At 57.3% G+C, this 19,044-nt stretch carries 20 protein-coding genes and 1 pseudogene; 14 read left to right on the top strand and 7 right to left on the bottom strand.

Features of this window, described 5'->3' with window-relative positions; genetic code table 11:
- Window positions 1-6: 6 nt before the first annotated feature.
- The gene (locus ACN0SD_RS01810; RefSeq protein WP_417806500.1) at window positions 7-348 is read left to right on the top strand and encodes a DUF2853 family protein; all 342 of its coding nucleotides are present in this window, start codon (window positions 7-9) and stop codon (window positions 346-348) included.
- A 49-nt stretch (window positions 349-397) separates the two neighbouring features.
- On the opposite strand, the gene ACN0SD_RS01805 is transcribed toward ACN0SD_RS01810, so the two are convergent.
- Window positions 398-1,012: an enoyl-CoA hydratase/isomerase family protein gene (locus tag ACN0SD_RS01805; protein WP_417806499.1), complete on the bottom strand. Its 615-nt coding sequence runs from the start codon at window positions 1,010-1,012 to the stop codon at window positions 398-400.
- Window positions 1,013-1,128: 116 nt separating this feature from the next.
- Here ACN0SD_RS01805 and ACN0SD_RS01800 point away from each other — a divergent pair, with 116 nt between their 5' ends.
- The 3 genes from ACN0SD_RS01800 (at window position 1,129) to ACN0SD_RS01790 (ending at window position 4,806) form a co-directional block, all read left to right on the top strand.
- The gene (locus ACN0SD_RS01800) at window positions 1,129-2,616 is read left to right on the top strand and encodes a DUF2125 domain-containing protein (protein WP_417806498.1); all 1,488 of its coding nucleotides are present in this window, start codon (window positions 1,129-1,131) and stop codon (window positions 2,614-2,616) included.
- 68 nt (window positions 2,617-2,684) lie between these two features.
- Window positions 2,685-4,034 (top strand): TldD/PmbA family protein, encoded by a 1,350-nt coding sequence (locus ACN0SD_RS01795; RefSeq protein WP_417806497.1) that lies wholly within the window; start codon window positions 2,685-2,687, stop codon window positions 4,032-4,034.
- A complete protein-coding gene (locus ACN0SD_RS01790; RefSeq protein ID WP_417806496.1) occupies window positions 4,021-4,806 on the top strand; it encodes a 3'(2'),5'-bisphosphate nucleotidase CysQ in 786 nt (261 codons plus the stop codon). The genes ACN0SD_RS01795 and ACN0SD_RS01790 overlap by 14 nt, the downstream gene beginning before the upstream one ends.
- Window positions 4,807-4,812: 6 nt before the next feature.
- On the opposite strand, the gene ACN0SD_RS01785 is transcribed toward ACN0SD_RS01790, so the two are convergent.
- Both ACN0SD_RS01785 and ACN0SD_RS01780 read right to left on the bottom strand, forming a co-directional pair.
- Window positions 4,813-5,442: an NrsF family protein gene (locus tag ACN0SD_RS01785; RefSeq protein WP_417806495.1), complete on the bottom strand. Its 630-nt coding sequence runs from the start codon at window positions 5,440-5,442 to the stop codon at window positions 4,813-4,815.
- Entirely contained in the window at window positions 5,439-5,990 is a 552-nt protein-coding gene (locus ACN0SD_RS01780) for a sigma-70 family RNA polymerase sigma factor (protein WP_417806494.1), read from the bottom strand. Before ACN0SD_RS01780 ends, ACN0SD_RS01785 begins: the two co-directional genes overlap by 4 nt.
- A 139-nt stretch (window positions 5,991-6,129) precedes the next feature.
- Here ACN0SD_RS01780 and ACN0SD_RS01775 point away from each other — a divergent pair, with 139 nt between their 5' ends.
- The 5 genes and pseudogenes from ACN0SD_RS01775 to ACN0SD_RS01755 all read left to right on the top strand — a co-directional run bounded on the left by ACN0SD_RS01775 (window position 6,130) and on the right by ACN0SD_RS01755 (window position 9,109).
- Window positions 6,130-6,411: a DUF2282 domain-containing protein gene (locus ACN0SD_RS01775; protein ID WP_417806493.1), complete on the top strand. Its 282-nt coding sequence runs from the start codon at window positions 6,130-6,132 to the stop codon at window positions 6,409-6,411.
- Window positions 6,412-6,516: 105 nt separating this feature from the next.
- Window positions 6,517-7,297 (top strand): annotated as a pseudogene (locus ACN0SD_RS01770) (DUF692 domain-containing protein).
- The gene (locus ACN0SD_RS01765) at window positions 7,281-7,739 is read left to right on the top strand and encodes a putative DNA-binding domain-containing protein (protein WP_417806492.1); all 459 of its coding nucleotides are present in this window, start codon (window positions 7,281-7,283) and stop codon (window positions 7,737-7,739) included. Before ACN0SD_RS01770 ends, ACN0SD_RS01765 begins: the two are co-directional and overlap by 17 nt.
- A gap of 292 nt (window positions 7,740-8,031) precedes the next feature.
- Window positions 8,032-8,421, top strand: a complete 390-nt coding sequence (locus ACN0SD_RS01760; RefSeq protein WP_417806491.1) for a DoxX family protein — start codon at window positions 8,032-8,034, stop codon at window positions 8,419-8,421.
- A gap of 160 nt (window positions 8,422-8,581) precedes the next feature.
- Window positions 8,582-9,109 (top strand): flavin reductase family protein, encoded by a 528-nt coding sequence (locus tag ACN0SD_RS01755; RefSeq protein ID WP_417806755.1) that lies wholly within the window; start codon window positions 8,582-8,584, stop codon window positions 9,107-9,109.
- Here ACN0SD_RS01755 and ACN0SD_RS01750 read toward each other — a convergent pair.
- Genes ACN0SD_RS01750 through ACN0SD_RS01735 form a run of 4 tightly spaced genes read right to left on the bottom strand, consistent with a single transcriptional unit; the run spans window position 9,106 to window position 12,967 of the window.
- Window positions 9,106-9,687 (bottom strand): PqiC family protein, encoded by a 582-nt coding sequence (locus ACN0SD_RS01750; protein WP_417806490.1) that lies wholly within the window; start codon window positions 9,685-9,687, stop codon window positions 9,106-9,108. The genes ACN0SD_RS01755 and ACN0SD_RS01750 overlap by 4 nt on opposite strands.
- Before the next feature lie 12 nt (window positions 9,688-9,699).
- The gene (locus ACN0SD_RS01745) at window positions 9,700-11,724 is read right to left on the bottom strand and encodes an MlaD family protein (RefSeq protein WP_417806489.1); all 2,025 of its coding nucleotides are present in this window, start codon (window positions 11,722-11,724) and stop codon (window positions 9,700-9,702) included.
- Window positions 11,721-12,356 (bottom strand): paraquat-inducible protein A, encoded by a 636-nt coding sequence (locus tag ACN0SD_RS01740; protein ID WP_417806488.1) that lies wholly within the window; start codon window positions 12,354-12,356, stop codon window positions 11,721-11,723. The genes ACN0SD_RS01745 and ACN0SD_RS01740 overlap by 4 nt, the downstream gene beginning before the upstream one ends.
- Window positions 12,332-12,967, bottom strand: a complete 636-nt coding sequence (locus ACN0SD_RS01735; protein ID WP_417806487.1) for a paraquat-inducible protein A — start codon at window positions 12,965-12,967, stop codon at window positions 12,332-12,334. The genes ACN0SD_RS01740 and ACN0SD_RS01735 overlap by 25 nt, the downstream gene beginning before the upstream one ends.
- Before the next feature lie 125 nt (window positions 12,968-13,092).
- Here ACN0SD_RS01735 and ACN0SD_RS01730 point away from each other — a divergent pair, with 125 nt between their 5' ends.
- The 5 genes from ACN0SD_RS01730 (at window position 13,093) to ACN0SD_RS01710 (ending at window position 18,969) form a co-directional block, all read left to right on the top strand.
- On the top strand, window positions 13,093-13,941 hold the full coding sequence (locus ACN0SD_RS01730; RefSeq protein WP_417806486.1) for a flagellar motor protein MotB: 849 nt from the start codon (window positions 13,093-13,095) through the stop codon (window positions 13,939-13,941).
- A gap of 96 nt (window positions 13,942-14,037) precedes the next feature.
- Window positions 14,038-15,369, top strand: a complete 1,332-nt coding sequence (locus tag ACN0SD_RS01725; protein WP_417806485.1) for a flagellar hook protein FlgE — start codon at window positions 14,038-14,040, stop codon at window positions 15,367-15,369.
- Window positions 15,370-15,399: 30 nt separating this feature from the next.
- Entirely contained in the window at window positions 15,400-16,854 is a 1,455-nt protein-coding gene (gene flgK, locus ACN0SD_RS01720) for a flagellar hook-associated protein FlgK (RefSeq protein WP_417806484.1), read from the top strand.
- Between the two features lies 1 nt (window position 16,855).
- Window positions 16,856-17,869 carry a flagellin gene (locus ACN0SD_RS01715; protein WP_417806483.1) on the top strand — a complete coding sequence of 338 codons (1,014 nt, stop codon included), beginning with the start codon at window positions 16,856-16,858 and terminating at the stop codon, window positions 17,867-17,869.
- Window positions 17,869-18,969, top strand: coding sequence for a flagellar basal body P-ring protein FlgI (locus ACN0SD_RS01710; protein ID WP_417806482.1), 1,101 nt, complete (start codon window positions 17,869-17,871; stop codon window positions 18,967-18,969). Before ACN0SD_RS01715 ends, ACN0SD_RS01710 begins: the two co-directional genes overlap by 1 nt.
- Window positions 18,970-19,044: the final 75 nt, after the last annotated feature.

The following is a 19,044-nucleotide window of genomic DNA, read 5'->3' as shown; positions in this document are numbered from 1 at the left end:
AGATACATGGGAAAAAGAGACGAGCTGATCGCCAAATATGCGGACGATCTAAAAAGCAAATGTGGCATGACCCCGGATATGGGCTTGCTGACAAAAGTGACGATTGGCTGCGGCCCCTCGATCTACAATGCCGATGCCTCGACCGTTGCCGGATCGGACAAATCCGAGCTTGAAACCGTCAAGAACAACTTCCTCGTGAAGAAGCTTGGGCTGGCCGACAGCCCCGCGCTGATGGAAGCGATCGATTCCGTAATCGAGACCTATGGCCGCTCCGAGCGCAGCAAATACCGCGCCGTGGTCTATTACATGCTTGTTAAGCACTTCGGCAAAGAAAGCGTTTTCGCATAAACGCGATCTCGTGCCAAACTCAAAGCCCGGAGAAACCCTCCGGGCTTTTTCAGTCGATCAGCGCCTTGATCGCCGCGACATGGGTCGCCTTCGCGCCCAGCGCATCGCCCGCCAAATCTCGCACGCTTTCAAGCAACTGATCCGGCGCAACGATGCGGTCGATCAGCCCCCATGCCTGCGCCTCTTCGACCGGAACTTTCTGCCCTGCCATCAAAATCATCTTAGTGCGCGCGGGCCCGATCAGTTTCGTCATGCGCTTGGGGTCAGAGGGTTGCGGCAAGAACCCCAGTTTCATCACCGGATAAAATACCTTCGCCCCCGGCACCGCGATCCGCAAATCGCAGGCCAGCGCCATGCCCATCGCGCCCCCGGCCAAAGTGCCATTCAGTGCCGCGATGCTAAGACAGGGCAGCGCTGCAATCGCGCCCGACAGCCGCTCCCAGACCGCATCTGTCGCCAGCCCGGCGCGCGCCTCATCCAGATCAGCACCCGCCGAAAACACCTTGCCGACCCCGGTAATCGCGAACACCCGCGCGCCCTCGGCGCTGGCGCGCTGCGCGAAATCGGCAATTTCGTTTAACATTGCCCCCGTCAACGAGTTCGCTTTTTCGGGTCGGTCAAGCGTGACAAGCCAAAAACCTTCGTCAATCGTAAGCCGGATCATGCACATCTCCGTTTATGAGTGGGTTGATCCGCTTTAACAGCACCGCTGCCCCTTGACCATCACCCGAGGTCACAAGAGGATAGCGCCAAGATCTAGATATCAGGAAAGGTGCGCATATGGCACGGGTCAACACGGCTGGAATCGGCGCACTTTGCGTCACACTTCTTTCGACGACGTCCGCATTCGCGGATGTCACCCCCGAACAGGTTTGGGACGCGTGGCAAAAGGGCTATGAGGCTTACGGCTATCAGGTTCTCACCGGCAGCACCGACCGTCAGGGCGACACGCTGAATGTGTCTGACGTGAAACTCGTCAACGAGATGGATGATTCTAGTTTCACCATGACCATCCCCAAGATCATGCTGCGTGATCGCGGCGATGGCACGGTCGAGGCCACGATGGCTGAAAAAATGACCGGCGAAGCCACCGCCGATCTGCCGGAAGAAGACCCGATGCGCATGGATATGGTGATGACCCAGACGGGAACGTCGGTCGTCGTTTCGGGCTCTCCCGAAGATATGATCTACGATATCACCTCGCCGAGTATGACCATCGAGATGGATCAAAAAATCGGCACGGATGGTGAAACAATGCCGGTCAAAGTCTGGGCCTCGATCGAGGACACGACCGGACGCTACGAGATGAAACAAGGCGACAGCCATGACGTTGCCTCGCAAGTCAAAAGCGCGCTGGTGAAGTTCACCGCATCCGGCGCTGACCCGGAGACCAGTGGCACGTTCAACATGACCGGCCAAATCGCGGATGTTGCTTATTCCGGCAATTTCATCCTGCCCAATGGCGTGGCAATGGAAAAACTTGATCAAGCATTGAACGCCGGCATGAATCTCGATTTTAAAGCGAGCTATGGCGCTGGAAGTTATGAGATCACGGCAGACTCCAAAGATGGCCCCGTGCAAATGAAAAGCAGCTCCCAATCTGGCTCGTTCGACGTCAAAATGGCCAAAGACGGGATGCATTACGCCGGAACCGGCACCAAAGCGACGATGGAAATGACGTCGCAGAAACTGCCCTTCCCGGTCTCGGCTGCGATGGATGAATTGGACGCTGATTTCACAATTCCAGTGAGTGCGTTAGGTGACACGCAACCCTACAAAGCGAAAATCGCGCTGAAGGGGCTGACGCTGTCGGACAATGTCTGGTCGCTATTTGATCCTCAAGGCAAGTTGCCACGCGATCCGGCAAGCTTGGTGATTGACCTTTCAGGTAACGCTACGGTCACGTCTGACCTTTTCTCCCCCGAGGCGGCAAATATGTCGGTACCGCCGATGAAAGTGGACAGCGCCAATGTGGATGCGCTGCAACTAACCGTTGCGGGCGCGGATTTGCGCGGGAATGGCGCAGTCGAGTTTGACAACGCCGGACCGACCCCGAAACCTATTGGCACGCTTGATTTCACCCTCAAAGGCGCAAATGCGCTGATGGATAATCTGGTTGCCGCCGGATTGGTGCCGCAAGATCAAATCATGTTTGGCCGGATGATGTTAGGCCTTTACGCCAAGCCGACCGGCGATGACGAGATGCAGTCGCAAGTTGAATTCAAAGATGGCGGGGAAGTCCTCGTCAACGGGCAACGCGTCCAGTAAGAGACGTAGCAGAACAACCGGGGCCGTCCGGCACGACCGGGCGGCCCCAAGTCATTCATGAGGTGAGCATGACCGAGCAATCCCTGCCCAAGCTGACCGAGGCGTTGCTGGCAGCCGCAAAACGTGCCGGCGCATCTGAGGCCGACGCAATCGCGGTTGATGGCCGATCCGTCGCGATTGACGTGCGCGCAGGCCATCTGGAACAGGCCGAGCGCTCCGAAGGCGTCGAGATCGGTTTGCGCGTGCTGATGGATGGGCGGCAGGCCTGCGTTTCGGCCTCTGATACGTCCACCCGCACGCTGGAACAAATGGCGGAACGCGCGGTCGCCATGGCCCGCGAAGCCCCGCAAGATCCCTATATCGGGCTCGCCGATGCCGCCGATCTTGCGAAAGATTGGGACGTCGCTGCCCTCGAATTGTCCGATCCCGCAGAGGAACCCGCAGCCGCAGCCTTGCAGGAAGATGCCCGCATGGCCGAAGCCGCAGCGCTAGAGGTCGCGGGCGTCCATCAGGTGCAATCCGCCTCTGCCGCCTATAGTTTCCGCCGGATTCATCTCGCGGTCAGCAACGGTTTCAACGGTGGCTACAGCCGCAGTTCCCGCTCGAACTCTGCCGTGGCGATCTCGGGCGAGGGCCTTGAGATGGAACGTGACTGGGCCGCCGAAAGCCGGATCTTTCAATCAGACCTGCCCAGCGCCACCGAAATCGGGCGTCTCGCAGGCGAACGCGCAGCGGCGCGCGCCAATCCGCGCCGCCCGAAAACCGGCGCTTATCCCGTGCTGCTGGATGAACGCATCTCGGGCTCGCTGATCGGGCATCTGCTGGCGGCTGTGAACGGTCAAGCGATCACGCGCGGGGCCTCGTGGCTGCGCGACGCGATGGATCAAGCCGTGCTGCCCGACGCGCTTTCGCTCATCGAAGAGCCCCATCGCAAACGTATTTCTGGATCGCGCCCGTTTGATGCCGAGGGCTTGCCGACAATGCGCCGCGCCATCGTCGACAACGGCGTGTTGCGCAGCTGGACACTTGATCTGGCGACCGCGCGCAAGTTGGGGCTAAAATCGACCGCCAATGCCGGGCGTGGCACCTCGTCGCCGCCATCGCCAGGGGCAGGAAATGTGACCCTAACCCAAGGCAATCAAAGCCGCGCCGAGCTGCTGGCCGATATGGGAACAGGGCTGTTGGTGACGTCATTCATCGGGGCCACGATTAACCCCAATACCGGTGATTATTCGCGCGGTGCTTCTGGTTTTTGGGTGGAGAACGGGGAAATCCAATATCCCGTCAACGAATGCACAATCGCGGGCAATCTGCGCAATATGCTGCGTTCGATCCGCCCGGCGAATGACGCCCGGCTGCACCTAAGCCACATCGTGCCATCCCTTTTAATCGAAGGAATGACGCTTGCCGGAGACTGATTTGCTCTTGCTGCGCGAAGCGGCTGAAGAGGCGGGAAAGATCGCGCTGCGATATTGGCAGAACGCACCCAAGGCCTGGGACAAGGAAGATGGGGCCGGCCCTGTCTCTGAGGCCGATCTGGCGGTGAACACGATGCTCGAAGATGTCTTACGTTCCGCCCGCCCTGATTACGGCTGGCTGTCGGAAGAAAGCGTCGACGATCCAGCGCGTCTTGACGAAGAGCACTGCTTCATCATTGACCCGATTGATGGCACGCGGGCGTTTTTGGCAGGGGATGGTGGTTTCGCCCATGCGCTTGCGGTGACCAAAGCCGGGCGTGTCGTGGCTGGCGTGGTCCATCTGCCAGCTTTGGGTCTGACATACAGCGCGACGGCGGAGGGGCCTGCCTTGCTGAACGGCGTATCAATCACGTCCGGAAATCACGCAGAGCTATCAGGCGCAGACGTGCTGACGTCAAAGCTTTCGGACAACCCAAGTCAGTGGAAACACGGCGTGCCAAACTATAAGCGCAGCTTTCGGTCATCCTTGGCTTGGCGGCTGTGTCTGGTGGCCGAGGGGCGGTTTGACGCCACGATCTCGCTGCGTCCCGCTTGGGAATGGGACATCGCCGCCGCCAGCCTGATTGCGCAGCGTGCCAATCTAGCTGCCACCGACCGCCAAGGCAAAGCGCTGCGCTTTAACGTGCCGGTGCCGCAATCCAATGGGCTGGTCGTGGCCAACCCGGCGTTGCATGCTGCATTTCTCAACGAGCTGGCCGTCTGGCCGGGCTAGTGGCTATCACCAGCGCAGCACCTTGCGCCCGATCAACGCCCCAACCCCGGCGGTGATCAAGATCCCAGCGCCATACCAGACAACATAGAACAACGGGCTGTCCTCGGTGCAATGCAACGCATAAATTGCGGTACCCAAACCCCCTGCGGCAAGCCCCGCGATCAACCCTGCACGCGCAGGTGCCAACACCGCCCCGCGCCGTAAAGCCATTAGAAACGCAGCCAGAAGTGGTGCGGAAAGTGCAGGAATAGAGACTAAACAAGGCAGAATCGTCTTACCCGTGAACGCCATCATACGCGCCTGCGACGGCGTTGTGAGATAACCGAAGGCCAGTAGCGCCATGCCAAGCATCGGTATCACCCACAGCCAAGCCAGTCGCGGTCGCGCCAATGGTCGCGCAAAACGCAACGCAAGCGGCGCAGCCAAAAGCCCCAGCATTAGCGGCAACACGAATTTCGGCAGTATTTCAGGCTGAAACAGGTTCTGAGACAGCGGAAACCGCACGCCAAGCCCCAACGCCATCGCCGCAAAGGAAAACAGGGCCGCAGGCACCAACCAACGCCACAGCACTGCGCCCGGCAGCGACTCTGCCACCCGGTCATTGCCCAGCATATTCAGCAGATCATCGGTTTTCATATCTCGATCAGCCTTTCTCTTAGCGCGGCCAGTTTCTTGAGGCTGCGATGCAGCATGACCCGAACCGCCCCCTCGCTCATGTCCAGCATATCGCCGGTCTCAGCAATTGAATGCCCCTCTAGCCCAATCGCGCGCACCAGTTGCGCAGCGCGTGGCTCGAGATGATCAATCACCCGTTCAATGTCATTGCGCTCGGTCGGATCGGCGACCGGCGCGGCAGGCAAAACTTCGGCGAAGTCGTCAAGCGGCACATGCACCCGACGCCCGCGTTTTCGAAACGCATCCACCACCTTGTGACGCGCAATTGCATAGCACCAAGGCGCCGCGGGCTCATCTTGGCGCCATGTATGCCGCTTGAGATGAATCGCCAGTAACACCTCTTGCACCACATCCTCGCAATCATCGGGCGGCAACCCTGCCGAGCGCGCGCGCACAACCCCGCGCAAAACCGGCGTCACCGCATGTAAAAACGCTTTATAGGCCTCCGCGTCACCCCCATTGGCAGCGCGCAGCAATCGACTCCAATCTGCCTGCCGATCATGCATCATTCGGTCCCTTCGCAGTGCAGCGCCCATTCGTTACTGCACACCCGAAAATTTTTTTCTTCACTCATCGTAACGCTTCGGTGAGCGGATGCGAATGGTTTACAGGGCCACAACCTGCCCGCAACCAATTAGGGAGAATAAAATGAGCAAGATTGAAACCACTATAGGGATCGCCGCCGCCGTCACATGTGCCTTGGGCATCGCGACCGCCGCACATGCTGATGAGATGTCCAAGACGATGGAAAAGTGCTTTGGCGTGGCGCTTGCCGGTCAAAATGATTGTGCCGCCGGTCCCGGCACCACCTGCGCAGGCACCGCCACGCAGGACTATCAAGGCAACGCGTGGAAACTCGTTCCCGCAGGCACCTGTGCCGAAATCGAGACGCCTCATGGTATGGGCTCGCTTGAACCGATCAAAATGTGATCACGCTTTGGGGCGGGCCTCTGCCTGCCCCGGCACCCCACCAGGGAGCCGCAAATGTTACCTGCAAAAACTGGCCTAGGCTTCTAACCAGAGCACTTTCCCGCAATAATAGAGACAAAAACTAATCTCGGCTTCTTTGAAGTTCTTGCTGAGAATTACATAAATGCCGGCGGAATGCCGCATGCGATGCTGGAACGGTTGCGCGCGGACTATGCCATCTCGGTGCATGGTGTCGGGCGGTCCATCGGCGGCCCTGACCCGCTAGATGAAATCCACTTAACGCGCCTTAAGACCCTTTGCGATCGCTATCAGCCTGAAAGCTTTTCCGAGCATTTTGCGTGGGCGAGCCACTGCGGCACTTGGATGCACGATCTTCTTCCCCTGCCTTACACCCATGAGACACTGCGCATCGTGTGCGATCATCTGCAAGTGCATCTCGGGCGCCAAATCCTGTTGGAAAGACCCCGCGACCTATCTGACCTTCGCACGATCAGATATTCCGGCGACCGCTTTTCTCACCGAGATCGCGCAGCGCACTGGATGCGGTCTGCTTCTTGATGTGAATAACGTGTTTGTATCCTGCGTAAACCATCGCAAAGATCCGCGCGCCTATCTCACAACGTTCCCGATGCAGGCCGTTGGCGAGATCCATTTTGCAGGGCACGACAGCGAAGACCTGCCTTCTGGCCCCCTGCTTATCGACTCTCGTGGTAAACCTGTAAGTGAACCAGTTTGGAGACTTTATGGTGAAATAGTCGCTTAATTTGGCCCAATGCCTAGCTTGGTCGAATGGGCCAATGACGTACCCGATTTCGCGACCCTGATGGCCGAAGCGCATCGTGCAGCTCTGATACTGGAGAACACACACCATGTCCTCGCATCTTGAATTTGCACACAACTTTCAAATCGCACTGAGCGGCGATCAACTGCCGGTGGGAGCGCAAGCGGATGATCCGTCCGACATTACCCAGCGCTTCAACGTCTATCGCAACAATGTCGCCTATGAATTGGCTCAAGCGCTGTCTCGGCAGTTTCCGGCGACGCAACGGCTTGTTGGGGCGGAATGCTTTGCTGGCGTGGCTCAGATGTTTATCGCGCAGCATCCCCCCACGCAGCCCGATACTTACAGGTTGGTGCATCGAGTTTCCGCAGTTTTGGCCGCGTTAGGCTCACTATCTTCGCTACCCTATCTTTCGGATGTCGCGCGTATCGAGTGGGCACGCAGCCGCGCCTACCAAGCCGCCAATGCAAGTCCGGTTAAAGCGACACAGCTCAACACCTTGGCGCGGCATCATCGTATGCACCTGCATCCATCGGTACAAAACTGACGCTTTCAACACCCGCTGGCAGCATCTGGGCCTCACAACAACCCGAAGGTTCCCCACCGCTATGTTCCGAGAATTGGCGAGCCGAGACCGTGATGATCGCGCGGCGGGGCCTTGGGAACGTTATCGCTCCGGTGAACTCGCCGCAGCTTGGCGTTTTCGTTCAACAACTATTGGCGCGGCAAACACTTGCTACCTTCTGCACGCAAGCGGGACCAGAGTTTGACCTCACCGACGCCCTGGTCCTGTTGGTCCAAAACGATTTGATCTCAGACATCACCCAAGGGAGGCTGAAATGACCGATCAAACTTTGGCGCAACGCCAGAATAAGAGACTATTTCACCTATATTCGTACATCACAAAGACGGGTGGGTTTAGTCCCGACAGTATCGTCTTACTCGCCGCGCGCGTTTTTCCGGCGGCAATCTTCTGGCAATCCGGTCGCACCAAGGTGGATGGGTTCTCGATCAAGGACTCAACTTACACGCTGTTTGAGCACATCTATGCTTTGCCTGTGATCCCGCCCCACATCGCTGCGGTCGCTGCGACATTTGCAGAGCACCTGATGCCGATCTTGCTTGTTTTCGGCCTGTTTACGCGCGCTTCGGCACTGGCGTTGCTGATGATGACGCTCGTCATTCAGACTTTTGTCTTTCCCGACGCATGGCTGACACACGGGCTTTAGGCGATCTGCTTTATACTTGTGATCAAAAAGGGGCCCGGCGTATTTTCTCTGGATCATTTCCTCAGATTGGACTGCTAAGGCTTGCTCTTGCCAGCCCGTCCCTTATTTCAGGGGCAGGCAAGGAGAGAGAATGAGTGAAAGCAACGATATCGAGGCGGCGATGACCCAAGCCGAGGCGTCGGGGCTTGGCCATGCGCCCAACCCGAGTGATCCGCGCCTGTTGCGAAAGGCGTTAGGTCAGTTCGCGACCGGCGTGACGGTTGTCACGGCCTGTGAATCTACCGATGAGGCCACGCCGGTCGGCATGACTGTGAATAGCTTTGCCTCGGTTTCGCTCTCACCTGCGTTGGTCTTGTGGTCCGCCGCGCGCAGTTCGATGCGCCACGCGCATTTCACGCAAACGCCCGCTTTTGCCGTTCATGTGTTGCGCGACGACCAAGAGGCTCTGGCGCAACGCTTCACCAAACGCGGCGACGGGTTTGACGGGCTGCCATACACGCTCAATGCCGAAGGCGTGCCGCTGCTTGAGAATATGCTCGCGCGATTCGAATGTATCACAGAGGCGCGCCATGATGGGGGTGATCACACCATCATCATCGGTCGCATCACACGCTTTAGCGTGACCGCCAAGGGCGCACCGCTGGTCTTTGCCAAAGGCGAATTCGGACGCTTCCTTAGCGGGAGTTAATTGAGCCGCGCGATCCGCCGTGCCAATTCAGTCACCGCGGCACCTTGAGCAGCGACAATGGCGGCTGGGGTCGGCTCACCACCAGGCTCGGCAGTTGCGATTGGCACGGTAAAGTCAAAGCGGCGTACGACGTCATTTCCGGCATCCAGCCCGGCTGGCGTGACAAAATACACTCCCGCGACATGCAAAGCACCATCTGCGCCCGGCAGGATCTGTTCGATGCGCACCTCAATGCGGCGGCGCGGCGGGTCAGAGAGCGGCCAAGGGTCAGACAACACGGTAGCCCCCGACACCGCTGAAATCTGGCGCGCCAATGCGAGCGTCATCGAACGGCCCGGATCATCTGCCCACAGATTGTCCGGGTTTGACCGCAACGCCCCATCTGCCGTTTGATAGGGAATCTCTTGCGCCGTGGCATATTGCGGCAACGACACTTCGCGCAGCTCGGCAGTGCCTAGCCGGTTAGGAAGGGTCTTGGAAACCGCAGGCGGCTCGATCGGATAGCGCGCGACCTTTTCAGGGTCCGAACACGCGGCGAGAGCCAGCAAACAGAGCGGGATAAGGCGCAACAATGTCATCGGTATCTCCAATTAGCGGCCCAGAATAAAGGCACGCGGGTTGCGTTCAATTAGCCGCGCCACTGCGCCGATATCGGCAACCGAGCGGCGCAGTTCTCGCAGCATGTTATTCGTCTCGTTTGAGAAGTTCGACCCTTGGCCATAAGTTGCCACCAGCGCACGCGCCTGACCCACGAGGTCTTGCAACTGTTGCGTCAATTCGGGCAAGCGATCTGCCGCCTTGGAGATTGACCCGGCCGCTTGCTGCGTTGCATCCAAAGTCTCGTTCAGCTTCTCCGCCGCCCCAGCCTTGCGCAACTGCTCCAAGATCGCTGCCGTTTGCTCAAGCGTCGCGTTCAGCGATTGCGGCAGATCTTGCGTGCCCTGCTTATTCAGCAGCCCGTTAATATCGGCAAGGATCGTATCAAGTTTTTTGCCGATATCGCCCAGCGGCATGTCCGCAATGGCCTGTGCGGCCTTGTCGGCGGAAGAAAGCGTTTGATCAAGGCCGGAAAGCTCTTCGAGCACCGAAGACGCGGCCTCGGTCACACGATCCAGTGCGGCCACCGTTTTATCCGCAGCGCCTTGCTTGTTCAGATCGCCCGTAAAGGTGCGCAATTGTTCAAGCAGCCCTGACAACTCCTCCGGCACTTTACGCGTGTTTTCGTTTTCGGCCACGGCCGAAATCGAATCCAGCGTGCGAATGGCGGAGTTCATCAGATCCTCAATCGGCAGATCCTCGATGCGTTTGAACACCCCTTTGGCAGATTTCGCGATGTCGTTCTCAGACATCGGTGCCGTCGGGATAGAGGGATAAGGTTTCGCATCCAGATTCATCGTTTCTTTAGGCTGATTTGGCACATCGGTCAGTTCGACGACCATCGTCCCGCCCAACAACCCGACCGAGGCAATCCGAGCCCGCAACCCATTCTCAATCTGGCCTTCAAGGAACTGCGTGACCTGTTCAGCGTCAGTATCGCGCGCCAGACCCAAACGGTCGGGCGAAAGCGCAATCGTCAATTGTTGCTGTGCAAACCGCTGACCCGTCGAATCTTCACGGACCTTGATCGCAAGTCCCGTAACCTCGCCTGCCTCGACGCCTCGAAACTGCACTTTAGAGCCAACATTTAGCCCCTGCACCGGATCGTCAAATAACAGGGTATAGCGTGGCGGGTCGATCTGATCGGATTGGAAGATCGAGTTTTCAGCCAAGTCCTTACTTGCGAACAAGCGGAACGAGTGACCGTTATCCACGATCCCGCCACCGCTTGTGAATGTATCGAACTCAACCCCGCCCTGCACCAATGTCGCCAGTGAGCGCACATCAAGACTTAGACCCGAAGTGTCGACTTTCACCGAGAACCCGGACGTGTCCCAGAACCGCGTTTGGGTCGAAAGCAATTTGTTATAGGGCGTCTCTATGAACGCATCGACGATCACGCCCGATGAGTCCTTGTCCAGACGCAGATTTTGCAAATGGCCCACCGTGATCCCGCGATAAAGAATCGGCGCGCCATCAACGATACCGCCCGCATCCTTCGCGCTCAGCTCAATGCTCGTTCCCTTGCTGGGATCGGGCGAAATCGGCGGCTGTTCAAGCCCCGTAAACTCGGCCTGCGGGGCACCGGGCTTATTGGTCCAAAATCCCTCAAGATAGGTGCCAGATAACACCGTCCCCAAGTTTTCTATCCCGCGCGCCGATACTTCAGGGCGCACCAGCCAAAACTTTGTCTTCGTGTCGATATAGGGCGCGACATCGTTATCCACACGCACGCCAAGACGCACCTTTGTTAAATCAGCGGTGAAACCCACGGTCTCAACCTTGCCGACATCAACTTCGCGAAACTTCAGCGGCGTGCCAATCTCGACCCCGGTGGCGTCTTTGAAATCGATATGAATAAGCACCCCGCGATCGGAATACGTCTTAAAGGCGACCCCAAGCGTGACCACCAAGGCCAACAATGGCACGATCCAAACCACCGAAAGCCGCGACCAGATCGGACGCGGAGCTTTGGAGGTATCAAGTTTGGCCGGGCCGGGCTCGGGCGTGTCGGTCATTTTTTCTCTCTATCAGGGCCGCGCCAGATCAGACGCGGGTCGAAGCTTTGGGCGGAAAGCATTGTAAAAGCAACAGATAGCGCAAAAGACGCCGCCGCCGGGCCCGGGTGAACCGAAGCAACGAAACCCAGTTGCACAAGCGCAGACAGGATCGCCACGACAAAGACATCAATCATCGACCATCGCCCGATGAACTCGACAACCTCCAGCATATGCAAATGCGGAGCCCCGCCACGTCGGCTTTCGTTGCCTACCATCAGCGCCAGATAGGCGACGGCGATGAATTTGCCAATCGGGATCATGATCGAGGCGCCAAATACGATCAACGCGACCCCATAATTGTGGTGTTTCCACAACTCAATCGCGCCGCCGACGATCGTGTTCTTTTGCGCATGGCCTAGCGTCGTCGTGACCAGCATCGGCAAAAGGTTGGCCGGAATGTAAAAAACCAATCCCGCAATCCACCACGCCCAAACGGCCTGAAGCCCGTGACTGTTCACAACGCGCAGATGCGCCCCACAGCGCCCGCAATGCGACTCATCCTGATGCCAGACGAGGCCACAGCGCGTGCAGCCGACGAGACCGGCATCGGTCGCCGTTAATGCGTTCATTTCTGTCCTATTGCTTTCCATATCGTCCAGTCGCTGACAAAGCTGTTTTTTAGCGCAATCACGATGATCAACGCGCAAAATGCCCAAAAGGCCGGACCCAAAGATACCGTCGCAAGCCCCGCTATTTTCACCAGCGCCACCGCTGTTCCGATAATGAATATTTCGGCCATTGCCCAAGGTTGCAGCTCTTGCACCAGCCGGAACGTCGTAGCGGCGTGAGGATAGGCAGGTCTGCCGTTGGCGAGGGGCCAAAGCGTGTAGATCAGGGCGGTAAAACGAAATATCGGCAAGGCCACGATCATCGTCAGCACCGCGAAGGCCAGTGGGGCCAGAAACCCGTCCGAAAACGCCATCGCAACGCCAAAGATTGAGCTTTTATGCGACAGACCCCCTGCCGCGATTTCGAGAAACGGAAAAAAGATCGCCCCGATCATCAGGATCATCCCGGTAAACGAGAATGACACAACGTGCAAAAACGCCCCCTCGCGCGGCCACATTAGAACCGTGCCACAGCGCGCGCATTTCGCCCTCTGTCCATCGGCCAGTTCCTCTGCACGGTGCAAGACATCACAGTACGGGCAGGCAATCAGCCCGCTCAGGTCTTGATCTTGCTGAAATACAGGCCCCGTCATGTGCCAAATCTAGCGATTGCCCGACCAACAACAAGGGCTGAGCAAGATAGCGCGCATTTTATCTGTAAACTGCGTGTTAAACCCGCTCTGCTAAATCTCCTCATGGGTGAAAATGAGGTGGTGTGATGGGTGCGCGCGATACAGCGGCTCCAGTCATCATCAAACGTAAGAAGGTCGTTAGCGGCGGCGGGCACCACGGTGGGGCGTGGAAAGTTGCCTATGCTGACTTCGTGACTGCCATGATGGCCTTCTTTCTGTTGATGTGGCTTTTGAACGCAACGACTGAAAAACAACGCAAGGGAATCGCGGATTATTTTAGTCCGACAATTCCGATCAACCGGATTTCCGGTGGCGGCGATGGCGCCTTTGGCGGCGAGTCAGTCTTTTCCGAAGATCAGATCGCGCAAACCGGCACTGGCGCAACCGCGCTAAATCCGACTGAGGAACATCAGGCCAAAGGTCAAAACTCGGCGGAAGACAAAAACGACACTGAAAAGGCGCAGTTCGACCAAACCGCGAAGAAGATCGAAAAGGCCCTGACGGGTGTGGGCGGTGAGTCGATGGTCTCGGAGCAGATGGCGCGCCATATCGTGACAAAAGTGACTGATGAAGGTCTGATCGTAGAGTTTTTCGATCTTCCCGGAGAGCCGCTTTTTGACGGTGATACTGCCACGCCAGAACCGCTGACCCGCGAGCTTGCAGAAATGCTGACGCGTGTTTTCGGCTTGGTGAAGAATCAGGTCGCAATCAACGGATACACGCGGTCGTATCCGCAAATGCTCAAGCGTGATCCGGTCTGGGAACTGTCGTCGGCGCGTGCGCAAACCATGCGCGAACTGCTGGAAGCGGCGGATTTCGATAAAATCCGCATTCAGCGCCTTACTGGCTTTGCCGACCGCAAACCAAGCGTAAAAAAGCCGATGGATGTACGCAATAACAGGCTTGAGATCATCTTGTTGCGCAGTCGTCGCTAAAAAGAAGTCGGAAAAATTTGAGATGTTAGGACGATCTTAAACCAAAGCGCGCCAATCTAGCTGCAATTCGGACACAGCAGCAGAAAGGCGCACTTAATGTCCATTTCCTCTTCGCTGAACGCTGGCGTAGCCGGTCTGGCAGCCAATGCCACCCGACTCGCTACAATTTCAGACAATATCGCGAACTCAGGGACTTACGGGTACAAGCGCGTGGTCACCGAGTTCGAAAGTATGGTGATCGACGACTCAAACGGCGCGGGGTCGTATTCCGCTGGTGGTGTGCGTGCCTCGACCAACCGTTTGATCGAAGAACGGGGCGCGCTTGTAGGCACCTCGAACGCGCTTGATATCGCGGTGACGGGGCGTGGCATGTTGCCCGTTGCCGCCTCAGTCGAGGTTGAAGCCTCGTCTGGTGACCCGACCCTTCTATTAACGACTACGGGCGCATTTCGCACCGATGCCGACGGGACGCTGATGACCGAGTCCGGCCTTGTCCTGATGGGGTGGCCCGCCAACGCCGATGGTTCGATCTCGGTCATGCCGCGCGACACCACCGCCGGTCTACAACCCGTTGTCGTCAACGCCAACCAAACAGCTGGTGATCCGACCACGAAGATGAACCTGGGTGTGAACCTGCCTGCGGTCGACACCGAGGCAGGTGCAGCAGGAGATACGCTACCGCTTTCGATCGAGTATTTCGGCAACCTCGATACGTCAGAAACGCTTGATATCAGTTTCTCGCCGACCGTTCCCGCCACGGGAAGTTCGAATGAATGGACGATGGTGATCCGTGACTCTGCGACGGTTGATGTCTCAGCCACCGCTGCCGATGAAAGCATCATCGGTGAATACACGCTAACCTTCGACGACAGTCGCGGGTCAGGCGGAACGCTTGCCTCGGTTAGCGTAGTTTCGGGCGGATCGTATGATTCTACCGCAGGCACTCTTGATCTGACGGTCGCAGGCGGTTCGATGGAGGTGACCATCGGTAAGATCGGTGACACCAACGGGCTGACGCAGCTTTCAGACAGTTTTGCCCCCACATCTATCAACAAAGACGGCTCTCCCGTGGGTAACCTGACGGCCGTCGAAATCGACGAGAACGGCTATCTCAAAGCGACCTATGACACGGGTTTCATCCGCACCGTCTATCAAATCCCGCTCGTTGATGTGCCCAATCAGAACGGGCTTACCTCGCTCGATAACCAGACCTTCCAGGTCTCGCCAACGTCGGGGTCGTTCTTCTTATGGGACGCGGGCGACGGGCCAACCGGCTCGATTCAGGGCTACGCACGAGAGGGCTCTGCCGTCGATGTCGCAGAGGAACTTACCAACCTTATCCAGACGCAGCGCGCTTATTCCTCGAATGCCAAGGTCATCCAGACCGTCGACGAGATGCTGCAAGAGACGACGAATATCAAACGCTGATCAAGGTAGGATCACAGATAGGAGGCCATGATGAGCATCACGCTCGCTCTATCCAACGCTTTGTCCGGGCTCACCGCGTCCTCGCGGATGGCAGAGGTCGTGGCCTCCAATACCGCAAATGCCATGACCGAGGGCTATGCACGCCGCGAGGTGCAGCTATCGTCTCAAATGCTTGGCGCAAACGGTGCTGGCGTAGCAGTAACCAGCATCAATCGCGCGGTTAACGAAACCGTCCTGCAAGATCGTCGCCTCGCCGATGCAAGTGCTGAAAACGCCGGCAAGCGCACCGATTTCTATTCACAGATGGAGGGCTGGCTCGGCAATCCCGAAAAGGCCGGGTCGCTCTCAACCCAATTGTCCGACCTCGAAGCCAGTTTTGTTGAGGCTGCGAGTCGGCCTGAAAGCGAATCTCGCCTAACGGCCATACTGGAAGCCGCAAAATCAATCACGACCCATTTGGGCGATACCAGCGACAACATTCAACAAGCGCGCATGGATGCCGATCAATCTATCGGATCCCAAGTCAATCTCCTCAATGAATCACTGGCACAGATCGACACCCTCAACAGCAATATTCTTTCTTTGCGCGCATCCGGTAATGATGCCAGCACACTGCTCGATCAACGTCAGGTCTTGGTTGATCAAGTTTCGACAATCGTTCCCGTTCGCCAAATCGCGCGCGATAATGATCAGATCAGCCTAGTAACGACTGGTGGTGCATTTCTGCTGGAAAGCAATCCGGTCGAGATCGGGTTTTCCGCAGCGGGTACGATTACCGCTGACATGACGCAGGATTCGGGGGCGCTTTCTGGTCTCACGATCAACGGAATGGACATTGCAACCGCCGATGATCGACTGATGGGCGGAGGTTCGCTCGGTGCTCTATTTTCGATCCGCGACGAACTGGCGCCGCAGGCACAGACCCAAGTTGACGCCTATGCGCGCAACCTAATTGAACGCTTCTCTGATCCCGCAACTGACCCAACCCTAAGCCCCGGCAGTCCGGGCCTATTTACCGATGCTGGTGGGGCGCTCGACACGGCGAATGAACTGGGATTGGGCAGTCGGATTTCGATCAACGCAATTGCCGATCCCGATCAGGGCGGAGCGCTCTGGCATCTTCGCGACGGTTTGGGCGCAACCAGCGCGGGCTCGGTCGGAAACTCACAAATTCTGACGTCACTCGCCGACGCGCTAACAGCTCAAAGCTCTCCGTCTTCGGGTGATTTTGGCGTCTCGAAATACAGTGCCTCCAGTTTGGCCGCGAGTTTGATGTCCGAGTTTTCAAGCAAACGTCAAAGCGCTGAGGCAACCGAAAGCTTTGCCACCGCGCGCCACGAAACATTGAACGAAATGGCGCTCGCCGACGGGGTCGATACCGACCAAGAGCTACAAACGCTTCTACAAGTCGAACGCATGTATGCCGCCAACGCGAAGGTGATGCAGACCGTAGACACTCTAATTAATACACTACTGGAGCTGTGAGATGAACTACGTTTCCATCGGCGATATGGCCCAAAGCTTTCAGCTACGCCAGCATAACACGCAGCTAAAGACGACGCTGTCGCAACTCAGTGAAGAAGTCGTCAGCGGCATTAAGCAAGATATAGGCGCAGCCGTGGCCGGCGATTTTTCCTCACTATCCGGCATAAATCGCAGCCTTTCGATGATGGAGAGCTATAACGTCGTCACAACCGAAGCGGCGCTTACGACAGATACGATGCAGGAAACATTATCTGTTATGAGATCCTTATCCGAGGATACCGGCACGACCTTACTGTCGGCCACCACAAATTCCAGCCCGACATTGATAGATGTCACCGCTGCCAATGCGGCGGTGAAGTTCGACACATTGATATCGGCACTCAATACCAACGTGGCGGGTCGCTATGTCTTTTCTGGCGCGGCCACCGACACCGCACCTTTAGCAGATCCCGCAGATATCCTGTCAGCGCTCAAAACTGAAATTTCTGGAGCGACATCGCCAGAAGATGCAATTGCCTTGATTGATAGCTGGTTTGATGCGCCCGCCGGAGGCGGCGGCTTCGTCGACACAGCCTATCTTGGCGATGACGGGCTGGGACTAAGTTTTCGTATCGCAGATGGTGAAACCACATCTATTGACAGCTCTGCGTCCGATCCGCGTATTCGAGACGTGATCAAAGGGTTTGCAATCGCGTCGCTGATGGCTGACGGGCTGTACGAAGGGGACCAAGGAGCGCGCTCAACACTCTCTGCAGCGGCAGGGGAACGTATCCTATCGGGCAACTCTAGTCTTACAGGGTTGGCAGCCGAAATCGGCTCGAAGCAAGGTAAAATCGCCGATGCCCAAACACGCAACCAAGCCGAGAGTACGTCCCTAAAACTGGCAAGAACCGAGTTAATCTCTGCCGATCCCTATGAAAGCGCGACTGCACTTGAGGCCGTCAGTACCCAACTCGAAACGCTTTACACACTGACGTCGCGGCTCTCGCGGCTCTCGCTAGCGGATTATCTATAATGCTCAAAACCTTTCTCGCCCTCTGTTTGTTGCTCGTGCCCTGCCTGTCGGCAGCCACTCCGATCCGGATCAAGGATCTGGTCGAATTCGATGGGGTGCGCGGCAACGATCTCGTGGGCTATGGCCTTGTCGTCGGGCTCAATGGAACGGGTGATGGTTTGCGCAATGCGCCCTTCACTGAAGAAATCATGTCAAACATGCTTGAGCGACTCGGCGTTAACGTTACCGGCGAACAATTTCGGCCAAAGAACGTTGCCGCTGTGATGGTGACAGCATCATTGCCACCATTTGCGCGCGCTGGAAGCCAAATAGATGTCACCGTCTCGGCGATTGGCGATGCAAAGAGTCTTCTGGGTGGCACTTTGGTAATGACTCCGCTCAAAGCGGCTGATGGCGAAATATATGTCGTTTCACAAGGCACGATCATTGCAGGCGGTGCCGTCGCCGAAGGCGCGGGCGCGACCGTTACGCAGGGTGTACCAACATCGGGCAACATCCCGGCTGGTGGCCGCGTCGAGCGTGAAATTGATTTTTCGATCAATGATTTGAGCGTGGTGCGCCTTGCGTTACGCACCCCAGATTTTACCACCGCCAGTCGAATTGAAACGGTGATCAACCGCGAATACGGTCGGCGCGTCGCTGAGATGCTGGATGGCGGCACAGTCGCGCTTGACATCAAATCCACACGCGCGCGATCAGTCGCACATGCCATCGGACGAGTCGAAAACCTTGGTGTTGAACCCGAACAGCGTGCCCGCGTGGTCGTTGATCAACGCTCGGGAACCATCGTGATGGGGCAAGATGTGCGCATCTCACGCGTGGCAGTCAGCCAGGGAAACCTGACGCTCAAAGTCGAAGAACGTCCGTTGGTCGTGCAGCCAAACCCGTTTTCTGAGGGCGAAACTGTGGTCGTGCCGCGCTCGCAGGCATCAATCACGGAAGAACCCGGAATTCGCATGGCGGAGGTGACCGGGGGCAGCACATTGTCTGAAGTCATCGCTGGTCTGAATGCGCTTGGGGTGAGCCCGCGCGACATGATCGACATCCTAAAAAGCATCAACGCCGCAGGCGCATTGCATGCCGAATTTTTGGTGAATTAATCAGATAGAATTTTGGTGGAACAAGAAGGGTATTTTTGGGTGCGAGGCCAAACTCCCACTCAGCCACTCAAGCAA

This window comes from Thioclava sp. (assembly GCF_048263065.1).
In the GTDB taxonomy this organism is placed as follows: domain Bacteria; phylum Pseudomonadota; class Alphaproteobacteria; order Rhodobacterales; family Rhodobacteraceae; genus Thioclava.
This window is presented reverse-complemented; position numbering and strand designations above follow the sequence as displayed.